This window comes from Fictibacillus phosphorivorans (genome assembly GCF_007673525.1).
Lineage (GTDB): Bacteria > Bacillota > Bacilli > Bacillales > Fictibacillaceae > Fictibacillus > Fictibacillus phosphorivorans_C.
This window is the reverse complement of sequence record NZ_VDZU01000001.1, coordinates 1901114-1917162: the sequence shown is the minus strand read 5'-3', so window position 1 is coordinate 1917162 and position 16049 is coordinate 1901114. Positions and strand designations below refer to the sequence as shown.

Annotated in this window: 16 protein-coding genes; 3 read left to right on the top strand and 13 right to left on the bottom strand. The window is 37.5% G+C overall.

All coding sequences use genetic code 11. The features are described 5' to 3' along the window. Position 1: 1 nt before the first annotated feature. Positions 2-586 (bottom strand): TetR/AcrR family transcriptional regulator, encoded by a 585-nt coding sequence (locus tag FS458_RS09540; RefSeq protein ID WP_144699840.1) that lies wholly within the window; start codon positions 584-586, stop codon positions 2-4. 153 nt (positions 587-739) lie between these two features. Between FS458_RS09540 and FS458_RS09535 the strand changes: the two genes are divergently transcribed. Further along, positions 740-1921, top strand: coding sequence for an FtsW/RodA/SpoVE family cell cycle protein (locus tag FS458_RS09535; protein ID WP_144699838.1), 1182 nt, complete (start codon positions 740-742; stop codon positions 1919-1921). 375 nt (positions 1922-2296) lie between these two features. Here the strand turns inward: FS458_RS09535 and FS458_RS20670 are convergent, their stop codons facing one another. The 7 genes from FS458_RS20670 to FS458_RS09505 all read right to left on the bottom strand — a co-directional run bounded on the left by FS458_RS20670 (position 2297) and on the right by FS458_RS09505 (position 8469). Continuing rightward, complete coding sequence (locus FS458_RS20670; RefSeq protein ID WP_186320506.1) at positions 2297-2434, bottom strand: hypothetical protein; 138 nt, start codon at positions 2432-2434, stop codon at positions 2297-2299. Further along, positions 2431-4629, bottom strand: a complete 2199-nt coding sequence (locus tag FS458_RS09530; RefSeq protein ID WP_144699836.1) for a histidine kinase dimerization/phospho-acceptor domain-containing protein — start codon at positions 4627-4629, stop codon at positions 2431-2433. Before FS458_RS09530 ends, FS458_RS20670 begins: the two co-directional genes overlap by 4 nt. After that, positions 4607-5299 carry a response regulator transcription factor gene (locus FS458_RS09525; protein WP_144699834.1) on the bottom strand — a complete coding sequence of 231 codons (693 nt, stop codon included), beginning with the start codon at positions 5297-5299 and terminating at the stop codon, positions 4607-4609. Before FS458_RS09525 ends, FS458_RS09530 begins: the two co-directional genes overlap by 23 nt. Positions 5300-5483: 184 nt before the next feature. Then, positions 5484-5912 (bottom strand): SRPBCC family protein, encoded by a 429-nt coding sequence (locus tag FS458_RS09520; protein ID WP_144699832.1) that lies wholly within the window; start codon positions 5910-5912, stop codon positions 5484-5486. A gap of 430 nt (positions 5913-6342) precedes the next feature. Continuing rightward, positions 6343-6714 (bottom strand): iron chaperone, encoded by a 372-nt coding sequence (locus tag FS458_RS09515; protein WP_144699830.1) that lies wholly within the window; start codon positions 6712-6714, stop codon positions 6343-6345. A 132-nt stretch (positions 6715-6846) separates the two neighbouring features. Beyond that, positions 6847-7707, bottom strand: coding sequence for a zinc-ribbon domain-containing protein (locus FS458_RS09510; protein ID WP_186320505.1), 861 nt, complete (start codon positions 7705-7707; stop codon positions 6847-6849). Between the two features lie 492 nt (positions 7708-8199). After that, positions 8200-8469 (bottom strand): hypothetical protein, encoded by a 270-nt coding sequence (locus FS458_RS09505; protein ID WP_144699826.1) that lies wholly within the window; start codon positions 8467-8469, stop codon positions 8200-8202. On the opposite strand from FS458_RS09505, the gene FS458_RS09500 reads away from it, so the two are divergent. After that, positions 8462-9520, top strand: coding sequence for a hypothetical protein (locus FS458_RS09500; RefSeq protein WP_144699824.1), 1059 nt, complete (start codon positions 8462-8464; stop codon positions 9518-9520). The genes FS458_RS09505 and FS458_RS09500 overlap by 8 nt on opposite strands. Positions 9521-9572: 52 nt before the next feature. Here FS458_RS09500 and FS458_RS09495 read toward each other — a convergent pair whose 3' ends face one another. From FS458_RS09495 to FS458_RS09485, 3 genes are all read right to left on the bottom strand, one after another. Continuing rightward, positions 9573-11609 carry a molybdopterin-dependent oxidoreductase gene (locus FS458_RS09495; protein ID WP_144699822.1) on the bottom strand — a complete coding sequence of 679 codons (2037 nt, stop codon included), beginning with the start codon at positions 11607-11609 and terminating at the stop codon, positions 9573-9575. A gap of 174 nt (positions 11610-11783) precedes the next feature. Continuing rightward, entirely contained in the window at positions 11784-12536 is a 753-nt protein-coding gene (locus FS458_RS09490) for a class I SAM-dependent methyltransferase (protein WP_186320504.1), read from the bottom strand. 683 nt (positions 12537-13219) lie between these two features. After that, positions 13220-13993, bottom strand: coding sequence for a TerC family protein (locus FS458_RS09485; protein ID WP_144699820.1), 774 nt, complete (start codon positions 13991-13993; stop codon positions 13220-13222). Between the two features lie 279 nt (positions 13994-14272). On the opposite strand from FS458_RS09485, the gene FS458_RS20665 reads away from it, so the two are divergent. Continuing rightward, positions 14273-14410, top strand: coding sequence for a hypothetical protein (locus FS458_RS20665; RefSeq protein WP_186320503.1), 138 nt, complete (start codon positions 14273-14275; stop codon positions 14408-14410). Positions 14411-14591: 181 nt separating this feature from the next. Here FS458_RS20665 and FS458_RS09480 read toward each other — a convergent pair whose 3' ends face one another. Both FS458_RS09480 and FS458_RS09475 read right to left on the bottom strand, forming a co-directional pair. Next, positions 14592-15170: a PepSY domain-containing protein gene (locus FS458_RS09480; protein ID WP_144699818.1), complete on the bottom strand. Its 579-nt coding sequence runs from the start codon at positions 15168-15170 to the stop codon at positions 14592-14594. Positions 15171-15311: 141 nt separating this feature from the next. Beyond that, entirely contained in the window at positions 15312-16019 is a 708-nt protein-coding gene (locus tag FS458_RS09475; protein WP_144699816.1) for a PepSY domain-containing protein, read from the bottom strand. Between the last annotated feature and the right edge of the window lie 30 nt (positions 16020-16049).

The window sequence follows — 16049 nt, the reverse complement described above, 5'->3', positions numbered from 1 at the left end:
ACTATTCACCACTTTCACTACTAATACCCCGCCAGAAAACGGACCATGACTGTTTCGATCTTTTTTGCAGTCTTTCTGGAATTCCATAGATTAACTCAACAAGAAGTCCGTCTAACATCGTAAGAAACGCAAGAGCTGCTGATTCGGGTGTAACATCCGGTCGTAATTCATCCAAATGTTGTTCGTTAAATGACGTAAATAAATGCTCCAAATGATCAACAAATTTGTTACTTCCCGCTTTTATCACTTCTTCATGCTGCACTGGCGGGTAAAAAGACGTTCGCATAAAAAACTTCATGTTGTTGTTTTGTTCGAATCGATTTAGATACTCTGTTAAAAATCTAAATAAAACATCTTTCAGTGTTTGAGATTGCTGATCTTGTACAAATTGTTTAATAAAATCTATTTCACAATCTGTTGCATCTTTAAATATTTGTATATAAAGATCGTCCTTACTCTTAAAGTGCGTGTAGATCGATTGCTTTTTAATCCCTACCTCATTTGCGATTATTGCCAAAGAAGCACCCTCATAACCGAGTTGTGCAAACTGGACGAGCGCTGTTTGTTTTAATTGATCATAAGTCATTAGTAAACCACCTTCCGAACGGTCGTTAGTTAATCATATCACACTATTTTATAAAGTCAATTTTTCGTAACGGTTTAAACTTGCCTCATGGGTGCCAAAATGTGGTATCATTATTTTTGGTAAAATAATGAAAAACAGGAATGAGTGCGGTACATGGAGACTCCCAACAGTAAAACATTTATAGATAAATTGGATTACGGAATTCTATTTATACTCTTCTTATTATCAATTATTAGCTTAATGTTCATCTATAGCGGCCAACAATCAGGTCAGTATAATGATAATTTTGTTCCAAAGCAGATATTTTGGTACACATTAAGTACCATTTTGATGTTAGCTATAGCGAGGCTTGATTTTGAGCAACTTAAAAGAATGTCTTGGTATTTTTATGGCATTGTTTTATTTTTTATTGTGATGTTAATTTTTGCACCAGAAAGTATTGCAAAGCCGATCAACGGTTCAAAAGCGTGGTATCAATTACCTTTCCTTGGCTCTTTTCAGCCATCAGAATTCATGAAGATCGCTTTAATCTTAGTTCTTAGTAATATCGTTGAATCTCACAATTACCAATATATTCAACGAACGATAAAATCGGATCTATATCTAATTTACAAAATGGGACTAGCTAGTTTAGCTCCTATTATCTTTGTTGCCATACAGCCAGATTCAGGAATGATCATGCTCTACCTTTCCATCATTCTGTCCATCATATTCATATCAGGAGTAAGCTGGAAGATCATTTTGGCTGTCATCTCACTGCCATCTATCGTCTTGACAGCATTAATCGTCATCTATTTTAAATTCAATGACTTTTTTCAGACGAAACTGCTCGTCTTACTTCTTCCTCACCAACGAAGTAGGATAAACGGCTGGTTAAATCCGTTTGAATACACCGACCAAGGATACCAAACGAAACAAGCGATTACAGCGATCGGTTCAGGTTGGTATTCCGGTAAGGGATGGATGGAAGGAATCATGTATGTACCTGAAGCTCACACTGATTTTATCTTTTCCATTATTGGTGAAGACACAGGTTTTCTCGGTACATCCATCGTAGTAAGTCTATTCTTCTTATTAATCTATAAAATCGTAATATTAGGCGTAAAGTCTAATTACTCGTTTGGCGGGTATATGTGTTCTGGCATAATCGGACTTCTTTCGTTCCAGATTTTTCAGAATGTAGGCATGAATATTGGTTTGTTGCCGGTAACAGGGGTTACGCTCCCTTTTTTGAGTTATGGAGGCAGCTCACTTTTGTCTAATATGATGTTAATGGGGATTGTACTCGGAGTAAGTGTGCAGACGAATCGATATATGTTTGAGATTGATCAGTAAATAAGGTGAAGATGAACGTAATAATTGGGAAAACGACCGGATAATAATCTGGTCGTTGTTTTTTTCAATGGAGTTTTTTAATGGTGTTTTCAGTTAATCTGTCCGTTTGGGATCATAATCTGTCCGTTTGGAATCATAATCTGTCCGTTTGGGATCATAATCTGTCCGTTTGGAATCATAATCTGTCCGTTTGGGATCATAATCTGTCCAATCTTGTTCTTAATCTGTCCATTTCCCTCATTAATCTGTCCATTTTCAATTATTATAAATCAACAATCAGTTGCTTAACTTACACCACCTCAACATACCCCCACTCCAATGTGCAAACAGATAAAAAGCACTCCTCTCATTAGAAGAAGTGCTAACTAACACAATCTATTCACTCGTTTGAAGTATCTTAGTTACATTAACTGATTCCTTCAATTTAGGACTTCCTGCGTTATCCGCAAATCCGAAAATACTAAACAATACAATCGTCATACCAAGTAAGAATTTCTTGTTTATTTTCATCATTTCACCGAGTCCAGTTCAATTGTAGCTTTAAACAGATCGCCGTCAACATCGATGTCCATGCTGCCCTCATGAAGATCTACAATGGATTTTGCGATGGCGAGACCGAGGCCAGAACCATCAGTATGACGTGATGTGTCTCCGCGTTTAAACCGTTCAAATAGTTCTTCAAAGTTTCCACCTAGTTCATACTTCGAGACATTTTTAAAAGAAACGATGACCTTTCGATTTTCTTCTGTAACCGACACATATACTCTAGTATTCTCCATAGAATACTTTAATGCATTGCCGATCAAGTTATCAAAGACGCGCCACATCTTTTGTCCGTCCACATTAGCAAGGATTGGAGCATTTGGCGTTGCTACCCTGAAAGTAAGTGAAGATTCTTTGATGGTTTCGTTGTATTCAGCCATGGCTTGTTGAAGCAACTGGACGATATCGACTTTATGTTTAATCAGCTCCAGATTCCCGCTTGCCATCTTAGATACTTCGAACAGATCATCAATCAGAACCTTTAGACGCTTGGACTTGCGATCTATAATTTCTAAATAAGCATTCTGATCCTCTTTTGTTACTTCTTGTGACTTTAAGAGTTCCGTATACGTAATGATCGATGTCAAAGGAGTTCGTAAATCATGACTGACATTGGTGATCAACTCCGTTTTAAGCCTCTCACTTTTTGCTTCAGCACGCTTAGACGTTTTCACACCATGTTTTAATACGTTCAGATTTCCAGCTAACATGGCTAGTGCCGATTTTCCTTTGTGAGGAAGATCTTGTTCCATCTGTCCCGCCGCAAGTTCGTTCGTGTGCTGGATAATTCTATTAAAGTACCCTATTCTTTTAAAAAGGTAGAGGAATACCGGTACAGTAAAGAATAAAAACAGAATGAAATAAACGACGAAAGCCATGGGATGAAAGAATACGACTGCAGCCCCGAAACCTGATAAGAAAATAACGATAAGGAGCAGCATGATTTGTATAGCAACACTTCTATTGTAGAATGCATCAGAAACTAACATGTAAAACCATTGGGCTGACTTAGAGATAAACGCATCTCGATATAACTGTTTGTTTCTCACATCACGGTAGATCCAAGTGGTTTGAATAAGAGTAATACTCACCATAAGCGTTGTGATCAGAAATTCGAATAGACCGTCACTATACGTGAATGAAAATACCAAGTTATCGTAGTTTTGTGCGTTCATTACAATTGCCATGATTGCAAAAAACAAACTGATCAATAAGAATCCCAATCGAATATCAATAGGTATTCTACGATAGATCTTTACTTTGTCTGAAGAAGAGGTCATCTGTAGTGGATGAAGTCTTCTGCCCCATAAAAAGACAAGGATTAGAATCACAATACTGCAAATCGAAATAATGTAAAACACCGTTTGTCTTTTTTCAAAATCATCTACTTGTTTTTGTAGCCAACTTCCTTGTTCAGGTAGAGTAATTATGCCCTGAAGTGTATTTGACTTTTGAGGAAAATATTCGTAATGATATTCTATGAAAGGATTTGGTCCACTAATACGTAAGTTGCCGTTTTCAGATGACGATGAATACTCTCTAGAGAACAAATTTGTTTTATTCTTAAGATCTTCAGGGCTTTCTGCTGAAGAAAGATTAGTAAATACCTCTTTTGAGTTCATATCCACCAAATAGTAGTTGAAACCCAAAAGGTCAGGATCATAATCAGAAATATAACTTTGTCTTTCTTTAACAAGTGTCTCTACTTCTTTTTCTTTTTCCTTCACGATCTTAGCTTTGATATGATCGTCACTTTTGAAGTTCTCCATGATATCTTTAACTTTTGCATCTCTTTGTTCTTCATAAAGTTTAACAACATCATCGTTCTTAGCAGCCTTCGCTTCATCAATCTGGCCGTCATACTGACTTTTGATATCGGCTATTTGCTCTGATAGACTTCCATAGCGCGTGCGATGTTCTTCAATCTCTTCTTTAGAAACTTTTATATTGTCCTTAAGCTCATCTTCAGAAAGATAATTGATTTCAGAAATACTTATATAATTGATAAATTCCTCAAATTGTGAGTTGAATTCTTCTGTATGAAAGTAGTCCTTTTTAAAATACCAATGACCATTTTCGAGTATTGAAACGATTCCACTGATTCCAAAGGTCAACAGCATGACCCAAACAATCCACTTGCTTCTATTTTTCCATTTTGTATCCAATTCCCCATACCACCTTTAAATATCTAGGATTTTTCGGATCAATCTCAATCTTCTCTCTAATCTTTCGGATATGAACAGCCACTGTGTTTTCAGCATTGTAACTGGGTTCTTTCCAAACTCGCTCATATATATCATTAATGGAAAAAACTCTTCCAGGGTAAGACATGAGCAACTCCACGATCTTGTATTCGATAGGTGTTAATTTTACAGAGTCCCCGTTTATCGCGACTTCCTTTGCTTCCTTATCAAGTGTCAGACCGTTCAGATCGATTAGATTTGTCTTTCCCTCATATGTACCCAGAGTCACGTAACGCCTTAGCTGAGATTTAACCCGTGCAATCAACTCCAAAGGATTGAATGGCTTCGTCACATAATCATCCGCTCCGATCTGCAATCCTAGAACTTTATCGGTATCTTCACTCTTCGCGCTTAAGATAATAATCGGTATGTTTTTTTGTTCTCGTATTTTAAAGGTGGTCGAGATACCATCTAATTTTGGCATCATAATATCCATGACAATTAGATAGATCGGATGTTCGTCTAATTTCTCTATTGCTTCAATGCCATCTCCAGCTTGAACAACTGTGATTCCTTCATTTTTCAGATAGATCTCTATCGCATCTCGAATTTCTTTTTCATCATCTACAACAAGTACGTTAAATTCATTCATTTTCTCACACTCCCTTCTGCATTATAGCATGGCATATATTTGAAATTATCTTTATTCTACACAGCAATCCTTTACATTTAGTTAGCAAAAATCTTAAGACTTTCTTAAGTTTCGTAGCTGAAAATATAGGCAAACAAAAAAGTGCATTTCTACTTAAAGAAATACACTCTCTTTTAAAACAGTATTAGTTTTGAGATTCACAGTACTTTTTAAAATTATCCATGAACGCTTGCCATCCCGCTTCTTGCATTTCAACTGGATTCGACGCTTCTGCTTCAAACGTTTCTACAATTCTCGTTTCATTTTCTAAGCTGAAGAAAGTAATCGTTACTTTTCTTTCATCATCTAACGTATAAGCGATGTATTCATTTGTTTTGACTTCATCATATGTCCCGCTAAAATCAAATCCAAAGCTGCCATCTTTCGCTTCCATCCTTGTAAGAAACCTTCCGCCATCTCTCAAATCATTTTCCGCTTTCGGTGCGTGCCACTCGTCAGAAGCAAAGCTCCACCCTGTAATATGCTGTGGTTCCGTCCAACATTTCCAAACTTCTTCAATCGGTTTGTTTACGGTTGTTTCCACCGTGATAATTACATTATTACTTGTTTCCATAAAATAAACCACCTTTCCGTTGATCAACATTTGATTACTTTTTGCACAGCTATATTTTCAACAAAAAAGATGCATTTCCCTGCTACATGAAATGCATCAAAGCAAGAATAAAAGTATTCTTCCTTATTCAATGGCTTTCTTAGCTTCTTGATACTTTGCATTAGCGAGGTTATTAATCTGTGAAATATAATCTTCTAACTTAATTTCACCTTTAATCTATGCTTCAAGAAGACTATGAATATTTGCGTTTGGTTGCTCAGAAATACTTTTTCCTGTTGGAGCTTCCCACCGTGACTATTCATTTCAAATATCCTTCTATGACAAACGACATCCAAAAGAAACATATATCCTTCTTTTGGATGTTCCGTTCAGGTTTACGAAGGTTAAAGATGTAATTCAGAATGTTTTTTCTACATCATGCTTACGATCATTACTCACGCCAAAATTTCGTGTATTCTGCTTTATCCTGTATATTAAATTCAATTATATTCTCAAGCAGTTCATAATTCACTTCATCTTTCCAACGAATACGGAACAAGCCTTTTGTTGAGCTATAACCAGCCTCTTCAATACTTTCAGCAAACCTTACCATTGCAATTTCTTCAGGAGCAATGCTCATGTGTTGCTTAGCCATTGAAATACCGATGATAAATGTACCGTGATCAGTATACATCGGTGTGTTCCACTTGAATTGCGGTTCTAGATTAGGATATTTTTGTGCGATCCATTCCAAAACTTCCTCCATTCGATGTCTGTGATGGGGGTTATCAATGCCAGCTAGGTATTGCGAAAAGATTTCCATATTGTATCTCCTTATCACTGATAAAATTTACAGAGTCTCATTACTTATCAGTTTATATGAAGATTCCATTCTAGTAAATCACACTGTTGGTTAACTGTTTTCGATAGTTAGTATCACTAATATTAGGTATTTTTAAGAAGAACAAGAAATGCAGCCTACTCCCTTCACACGATCCTTCACCCTAGCGGTGTATTCTTCTCCGCAATTTCTACACAGCCACCAAACATTATTGTATGAAGTAACGGAAACATCTTTAGGTGTTTTATGAATCCCGAACAATGTACCATTGCGATCGGGATGCCATTCTGCTGCAATTTCTGGATACATACTGAATAGGGATTGCTCAAATTTTATACACTCGGGACAACGAGAATTGTTCTTAATCCTTTTTCGAATTCTTTCCCGCCATACATGTCCTTTTTCACACACCCATGCCACTTCTTCATTAGAGTTGTAAACCACATCATGTGGACTTTTATCATTATTAACGGTAGACCATTCATTTACTAGTTCGGGATAAACTGCAGCCAAACTGTTCTTTTCGTATGCTTTTTTGTCCGAGCAATATACACATACACTTTTAAGGTTATGTACGCGATCTTTCACGGTTTCTTCCCACTCATGTCCCCTTTGACACACCCACCATCTTTGTGGCCAATCCTCCTTACTGTTTACATCAGCAGGGGCAAGATTTTTGTTACGCGAGGGATGCCATTGCAGACATAGCTCAGGATCTGCCTCCGCTAACGTTTCACTTTTTACCTCTTCAAACTGATACGATCGTTTTAACGCTCTTTCTTCTCTTACACAATCCGAACATTCCAGGTTCTTCTTATAGCGCTCCCGAATAGTCGCTCCCCATTCATGCCCTTTTGAACAGACCCACCATATGTATTCATAACTGCCAAAACTAGTCTGGCACGGTTCAATACCCTGATTTTTTGTAGGATGCCATTGTGATAATAGCTTATCCGGTAATAACAATTGCTTCAAACTCTTCAACCCTTTCTCTGTAAATACAAATCAAGTAATAAAAAAGGACTATACAAATCACCCTTATATGGTTAATTATACCTATAATTTTTGATTGTGAACTTGGGAAAATTGTAGTCAAAAAGGCCTTGTAAAGATAGGTGTCACTTGTTGTTTTTCCCAACCTAGAAAGAGTTTTTCACTTGGCAGCATTTTGAGATATTCACCTATACATGAAAAATTTCCCTTCATATACTAAAATGCTAATAAATTCGAAAGGAATATTCTGAAGACAAACAAAGGACATTGCATATGTGCGTGTTTAAAAGAGATTCCTAGTGGACGAAACATAATTGTTGTTACAGATCGAGGAGGTCTTTTAAATTTAACTTTTATAGAAGTTATTGATCATTGCGTTAGAGGAATTGATCCGTTAGGAAGACCCATAATAATAGATTGTGATTGTATAGCAGGTATTGATCTTAGACCAAGTGCAGGCGGTAACTTAACTCTTCAATCTGAAGCAGTTATTGTTTGTAATGGTTTTATTAATGGGACGGTAACATGCAATGGCATCCCAGTAGCCGGAGCTCCAGTTACTTTTACCGATGATGTCGCTGCTGGCTTAACATATACCCCAAATCCAGCAATTACAGACTCATCTGGAAGAATTCTTGTAGAAGTTAATATTCCAGAAGGTACACCTGAAATTCCCGCCAATATTATTGGTACAACTGTTATAAATGGTGAGACCGTTTCAGCTGTCGATACTTGCATGGTCATGTGTCCTTCTTCACAATGTTCGATCGAATTAACTTCATCTGGTGAAAGCATTGATTGTACTGGAAACGTCTTTGCAGTAGTTACATGTGGTGGTGTACCTGTCGAAGGTGTAACGGTTGACTTTAATAGTGATAATCCAAACTTTACTCTCAACCCAACATCTGACGTTACTGATTCACAAGGTGATGTGGCAGCCGGCTTAAATATCGCACCTAATACTCCTACCCAAGATGCAAATATTACAGCTTCAGCAACTATAGGCACTCAAACATTAAGTACAACATTATTAGTTAGCGGCCAATGTGCGAATACTTGTTCTCTAACTTTAGCAGCTGCATCTGAGATTGATTGTTCTGGTGTACTATCTGGTAGAATAGTATGCGGCGGTCAGCCTCAGTCTGGTTTAACTGTTACCTTTACGCAATTCCCTGAAGCTGTTGCCACAATTCCAGCGGCAACTACAGACGCTACCGGCAATTTCACGACCAACATTACCGTTCCAGCTGGTACTGCTTTAACATCAACTGTAGTCAGCGGAACAGCAATTGTTGGTGGCCAAACCGTTTCATCATCAATTGACATTGACTTCAGCTGCCGGGCAACAACTTGTCCATGTAAATTTAGACTTGGTGTACGAGGATCTAGCGCTCCGGCCACTGCAAATGTAGTGAATCAAGGCGTTCCTTCTACAGTGTCCGGTAACATAAATGTTACAGCGAACCAATGTTATGGCAGAGGTGAGAGATGTGATCCGACGGTTGACAACTTTAGTATCTCATTCTCAGGCGCAACGTTTACCTTCAATTTAGCTCAGGGCAGAAGAATTCGTTTCTCTTGTATCGGTGAAAGAGGTGCTACATTGGAAGGAACAGCTAATGCTACAGGTTCGTCTACCATTCAAGGTCTCTTTGACGTGTTCATTGGTTTTACTCGCTCTGGCAGCACAGCAACGTGGAATATTCTTGCTACCAATCAAGCAGGTGATTCCTTCAGTACTACCTTTACATCCGGTATTTCATCAGAAACAGAGATTGAAGATTGTGATGATTAAATTCACTCTTTAATAAAGTCGAAAGCTTTCTTAATTTTAGACAGTCTTATTATCAGAGTTTATTAACGCTAACTCTTCCAGAAAAGAAGGTTGCGCCCCCACCCATGTCGGCTATGCGATCTGGGGTAAGAGAATTGACTAGATGTTTCGTATCATCATCTGCTCCCCAAAGACCTTGAGTGACGGCTACCCCACGTAGAACATTCTCACCAACGCTCGCTTTTAGTACACATTCTCCTTGCTCATTCCACACCCGTACCTTTTCACCATCTTCCACTCCGGCTAGATCAGCGTCAAACTGATTCAAAACAATTACCGGTTCTTTTTCAAGTTCAACATGTTTGTTTTGATTCGCAAACGTTGAGTTTAGAAAGTTATGGTTCGGTCCTGCGATAAATCTAAGAGGATGGTCAGAATCATTAATCAAAGGGATGTATATAGGCAGTGCTGGATAGCCATCCTGCTTCATCTTCTCAGAATACAATTCTATTTTTCCGCTCGGTGTTGGGAGCTTAGTTGGAAATTCCACCTCAGCCTTTACATATTGTTTTTTACTCAATACGTCAAAATTAATCTCATGAATATATGGATTTGTTGGAGTTTCTAGTGCCTGATCAATTAATTCTGCTTCTGTATCATCAAATGCCGTCTCTGAAAAATTCATACCTTTAGCAAGTAATCGAAACACCTCTACATTAGACTTCGATTCTCCGTAAGCTTCAATCACGGGCTGTTGAATCTGAATGTAATGATGCCAGTACGACGTATAAAAATCTGTGTTCTCAAAAGAAGACGTAGCTGGTAATACAATGTCTGCATACAATGCCGTCTCTGTTAAAAACAAATCATGTACGACTGTAAAGAGGTCTTCTCGCTCCAAGCCTTTACGAACCTTATTCCCTGCAGGTGCTACAACAGCTGGATTCGTCCCATATACAAAAAGAGATTTGATGGGAGGATCTAAAGTAAGCAACGCTTCTCCAAGTAGATTCATGTTTATCACACGTGTATTCTTATTTTGCTGCAGATCAGGCCGTTGTAGGTTAGCAGTATTAAACGCAAGATAAGCGGAATTCCCTTTGATCGCTCCTCCACCTTTTACAGCCCATTGTCCGGTTAATGCTGGCAAACAAGAAACCGTTCTCACAAACATACCACCATTATCGTGATGCTGTGGACCGTTCCCAATCCGGAGAAACGCAGGAGACGTTTGGCCATACATCCGAGCAAGCTTCAGTATATCCTCTACCGGAATACCAGTAATGCTTGAAACCGTAATAGGGTCATATTGTTCAACATGTTCACGGAGCTGTTCAAATCCAACGGTGTACTGTTCCAAAAATGAATGATCCACCATGTTTTCAGCAAATAAAATATGCATCAATCCTAAAGCTAGAGCTGTATCTGTTCCTGGTAAGATAGGAATGAACCAGTCTGCAAATTTAGCAGTCTGATTTTTATGAACGTCAATAACGACGATCTTCGCTCCATTTTGTTTACGTGCTTGTTGTGCAAGTGATACTTGATGCATATTCGTACTAACTGCATTGATCCCCCAGAAAATGAACAGTTTGGAGTGAATCGTATCTTCAGGATCGATTCCGAAACTCGCACCCATCGTATATTTGTAGCCCGCTGCACCTGCAGAGTTACAGATGCTTCGATCCAGCTTGGAAGCTCCTAGTCTATGAAAAAAACGACGGTCCATTCCTTCAGCAGCAAGATTACCCATATTTCCATAAAAGCTATAAGGTAGAATGCTCTCGGCGCCGTCGTTTTGAAGCAAATCCTTCCAATTCGCAGTGATGGTCTTAATTGCTTCATCCCAGCTTATTTGTTCAAAATGCCCTTCACCTTTCGCACCAACACGCTTCATCGGATATTTTAAACGCTTTTCATCATATAGACGTTCAGTCATGTTTCGAACTTTATTACAAATAAAGCCCTTCGTGACCGGATGATCCGGATCACCTTCCACTTTTACAATTTTTCCGTTTTCTTTTTTGATAAGTAATCCACATTGATCCGGACAGTCTAAAGAACAAACCGATGGAAAAACACCGTTGGGGATATCTACAAAACTAGTCATATGCGTTCTCCTTTCCAAGATGTCACATTCATTTTATTTCTTCATTCAACATTTACTTTTTCAATCTGAAATTTCCCAATCAGGGTTCCAAACATTTGCAACATATAATCTGTCATCTCTAGTAAATTCTTGAGGTTTCCAACTACTCATTATTGAACTCCTTTGAATCGTTTTTTACTTTTTTGATGCTTTTATAATAAATGTGGCTGGAACAAAGTTTGCTTTTTGAGTGGAATACCATCTCGCGGGATTCTCCGATTGTTCATCCGGTAGGCAAACATCATCTATTACTTTTTCTATCACAAAACCTTCTTCGATTAAAGCGTTTATGTAAGTGCTTAATTTTCTATGATGAATGACGGCTAAATTCTGCCAACCTTCGTTATATTCCGGACCTTCATTCACATAAGACTTGTTAAAAATGAACCTAGACTGTTCTTGTTCGTATTTCAACCGATCATGAAGAGGATGCTCCCAGCTGAAAATAAAAACGCCGCCTGGTTTGAGATAACTATATATATTTGAGAACGTAAGATTTAAATTTGTTGTCCAACCCAAAGCATAAATTGAATAAACAATATCAAAATAACTGCTTGGTAATCCTGGGTTCTCCTCCATAGGTGATTCAACTAATGTAACCTCTACTTGTTGATCTTGTAAAACGTTTCTCGCAGTCTCAATCTGCTTCGTGCAGAGATCTAATCCCCATAATTCTTTAGCACCTTCTCTACCCATATACTGCAAAGAATGACCACTACCACACCCGATATCCAAAACCTTATTACCTCTTATTGAACCAAATAACTTTAGTTGCTCTTCATTAAAAGCAAAAGGTCCGTATTCAGGAAGTGCCGTTCTACCAAAAAAGCGTTCGGCTGATACCTCCCACCTTTGTTTATTCATTTTTAAAATTTCAGTTGCTTCCACAAGTTCCACGTCCTTATGACCATATTTTTCACAGTTGGCAGACAGTAATTAATTTTGAGTAAGAGCCATATTTCCATATTCAATCACGTTAATCCTTCTTGACTCTTAAGAATCAATGTGAATAAAAGAAATTATTAAGTGAGACTTTCTTTAACTTTCATTGATAAATTTAACATATAATGGAATTGAGATTAAGAAATAAAACGTATATTTGAGAGGAGTTTTTATATGCATTCGATAAATAGAGGAGCTATATGGAGCTATGCAATCCTATCACTAATAACCATTGCTTTTACGTTTATAGAATTAAATCAACCGTATGAGACACCGGAAGATGCGCAATCTCGATTTGAACTACATGTTCAACCCATTTTCACTTTCCTAATGATTAGTGCATCTTTTTTAGCTTTCAAATTACACAAAAGATTACAGGTGTTCGCTGGACCTATTTTCATTCTATTGGGGGGCTTTTGGTACCTTTGGATTTTCATGTCTTTTACAATTGGATGGGTAAGGATGCAGGGATTTCTCGGACTTGGATTTGGATTAATTATTTGTTTCATACTTACTATATATCATTTGTATACCAATTTAAAAAATCGGAATAAACCTTCTATGTAATTAAAGTAAAAAAGCAACAAAAAAGTCAGCAGATCATTTTCTGCTGACTCCATTTTGTTTGTTTATAAAGATGTTTCATTTTTCTTCGATTTAGCCGGTGCAAACCATCCGATTACCGCAATACCAACTAACACACCATAGAAGATGATTGTCCAAACCGTACTATGTGGAAAATCGTGATCTAACACTCCAATATCATTATGAGCAAGTGTAATGACCGCAAGCTTCACACCTACCCAAGCAACGATTGCATAAGCAGTTGTTTCTAAAGCAGGTCTTTGATCTAACAACTGAACAAACCAAGTTGCTGCAAACTTGATCAAGATCAGACCCGCAACCCCTCCAAGAACAACTACGATGAATTGTCCACCGTCCATCCCTCCAAAGTCACCAAGTGGTGAATCTGGAAGACCTAGAGCAAGAGCAACTGCAGCTAGAATCGAATCGATTGCAAACGCTAAGTCAGCGATAGCAATCTTACCAACTGTCGGCCAAAATCCTTTTCCTTTTGCTTCTTCTTCAACTTCTTCTTGAATCTTCTCATTTTCTTTACCGAATTTTGCTTGAATCACATGTTTCAATCCAAGGTATAACAGATACGCTGCTCCGATCGCCTGAATCTGCCAAACATTCGCAATAAATGAAATGGCAAAAAGTGCACCGAAGCGGAAAACGAATGCCATTATAATTCCATAGCTGATCGCTCGTTTTTTCTGATCCTCAGGTAAATGTTTTGCGATAACCGCTAGTACTAGGGCATTGTCAGCGGATAACAAACCTTCAAGACCAATTAGAATTAATAATGCCCACCCGTACTCTAACCAAATTGAATCCATCCATGAATCTCCTTTCAAATCTCATAAAAATAATATGTAATATCCATAGAATGACCATTTTAGCCGCAAGATACTCTTCAAAAAGTTACTTGCACTATGATGAACGACTCTATACTTACAAGATTATATATTATTTTTTAGATTTTTACCTTATTTAATATCATTTAAAACTTAACAAAGTTAGATATTTAAAGGGTTTATATACTCTTTCTAAGTGAAGGTTCAAATCCATTTTAATGAGGTATTACACTAGAAAATACATTAAAGGAGAGGTCTACCTTGTACAAAAATCATCTAATGATTTGCTCTTCTGCATTGACTTTTGTACTTGCACTTTCAGGTTGCGGCAACAAAGAAGAAGTGAAAAACCCTCCAAAAGATGCCCGAAAGAAAACAATTCCAATCAAGCGGAGTTAAAAGATGGTGAAGTTACGAAACAGATTATTGATAAATTTAACTTAGATGAAGACTTTACAGCATTTGATTTGGAAGTTCAATTTGAGGACGGTAGTGAAAAGGAATATAAAATAAATCCTTAATTTAAAAAGAAACGAGGCTCCATCGTTTGGAGACCTCATTTCTTATTGTTTAAGACTGATTAGTCGTTATCATTCTGATCAACGATCACCTCACCTGTCACTGCATCTACGTTAACATCAATATCTTTTCCGTTTTTTTGAATTTCGAATTCATACACATAATCATCATCTAGACTCATCTCTTTTACTGTTCCTGAAACCTTTTTTAGTGCGATAGACTGAGCTTGTTCAGCCGTGATCTTAATCTTTGAAGGATCTATCTGATCATCGCGCTCTGAACTTTCTTTTTCGTCAACACCATTATCATTGTCATCGTCGTTGTCATTATCATCTTGATCTTTCATACCTTCTTCCACTTTGGAAACCTTACCAGTTTCTGCAACGATATCAAGATCATATTCTTTATCTCCGTTAAGAACCTCAATTTCATATTTGTCCTTTAGACCATCGCGATCTAGTTCCATCTCAGTAACAGTTCCGCCTTTTGTTTTTTCCAATGCAATGTCTTTTGCTTGTTTTTCTGAAATTACATTCTTAGCTGCAAACGCGCTAGGTGTGTTTTCTACATAAGTATATGTTCCTACTCCAATACCACAGACTAATACTGTACCTGCAATAATTTTTGTTAGTTTTTTCATTTGTTGTTTCCTCCTTGTTTTTAACTATATCCTTATAATAGACAGGTAAAATGAGAACAAAGGGAAGAGAAGATTAGAAAACGATGAGAAGCTTTGGTGATTTTTCTCAAAAAAATAAGAACGCTCTAAATTAGAGCATTCTTAGTCACTATCTTTTGTCTCCATCGTTACGGAGTTTACTTCGCCAGAAAACGCATTTATGATCACTTGTGCTTCTTTCGTTTTCGTTTCAATCTCAACTTCATAAACGATCACACCGTCTTCATCATCTAACTCAATATCCGTAACGGTACCTTTTACTTCATTTAGTGCGATTTGTTTGGCTTCATCTTGTGTAATTTTTGTGTTTGGCTGAGCAGGTTCATCTACAGATTCAACCTCGTTTTTACTATTGATGGTCCCAGTGGCACTGTTAATTTCTAAACGATATGTTTTACCTTCGCTACTGACATGAACAAGATAGACTTTGTTCTCTTCATTAATTTCGGCAGATTTTACTTTTCCGTGTTTGGCAGCTATTTTTTCAGCTTCATCTTTTGTAATACCCACCTCTTGAACTTGTTCATTTTCTGTTCGATTCATGTCGAGAATTTCTCCAGAAACCGCATCAGACCATATTACATAAACACCTTGTTCACTTTTCAACACTGTTTTGTATTGTTGTTTATCTTCTCTATTCGTTAGTTCTGTAGATAGAATCTCTCCTGGATATTTTGCGCTTACGATTCTGTTCATTTTCTCTTTTTCTAATGTACGGCCTTGGTTTCCGTTCACCCACTCTCTTGATCCGAAGACAAGAAGGAGAATAACGACTATTATTCCAGAAATCACAGCTGTTTTTTTGTTCATACGTATTCCCCCTTTACATGGATTTTCTCA

Coding starts and splice junctions, on each gene's coding strand:
- FS458_RS09540 (WP_144699840.1), bottom strand. CDS start 586: ATGACTTATGATCAATTAAAACAAACAGCGCTCGTCCAGTTTGCACAA.
- FS458_RS09535 (WP_144699838.1), top strand. CDS start 740: ATGGAGACTCCCAACAGTAAAACATTTATAGATAAATTGGATTACGGA.
- FS458_RS20670 (WP_186320506.1), bottom strand. CDS start 2,434: ATGATGAAAATAAACAAGAAATTCTTACTTGGTATGACGATTGTATTG.
- FS458_RS09525 (WP_144699834.1), bottom strand. CDS start 5,299: ATGAATGAATTTAACGTACTTGTTGTAGATGATGAAAAAGAAATTCGA.
- FS458_RS09520 (WP_144699832.1), bottom strand. CDS start 5,912: ATGGAAACAAGTAATAATGTAATTATCACGGTGGAAACAACCGTAAAC.
- FS458_RS09515 (WP_144699830.1), bottom strand. CDS start 6,714: ATGGAAATCTTTTCGCAATACCTAGCTGGCATTGATAACCCCCATCAC.
- FS458_RS09500 (WP_144699824.1), top strand. CDS start 8,462: ATGGTCATGTGTCCTTCTTCACAATGTTCGATCGAATTAACTTCATCT.
- FS458_RS09505 (WP_144699826.1), bottom strand. CDS start 8,469: ATGACCATGCAAGTATCGACAGCTGAAACGGTCTCACCATTTATAACA.
- FS458_RS09495 (WP_144699822.1), bottom strand. CDS start 11,609: ATGACTAGTTTTGTAGATATCCCCAACGGTGTTTTTCCATCGGTTTGT.
- FS458_RS09485 (WP_144699820.1), bottom strand. CDS start 13,993: ATGGATTCAATTTGGTTAGAGTACGGGTGGGCATTATTAATTCTAATT.
- FS458_RS09480 (WP_144699818.1), bottom strand. CDS start 15,170: ATGAAAAAACTAACAAAAATTATTGCAGGTACAGTATTAGTCTGTGGT.
- FS458_RS09475 (WP_144699816.1), bottom strand. CDS start 16,019: ATGAACAAAAAAACAGCTGTGATTTCTGGAATAATAGTCGTTATTCTC.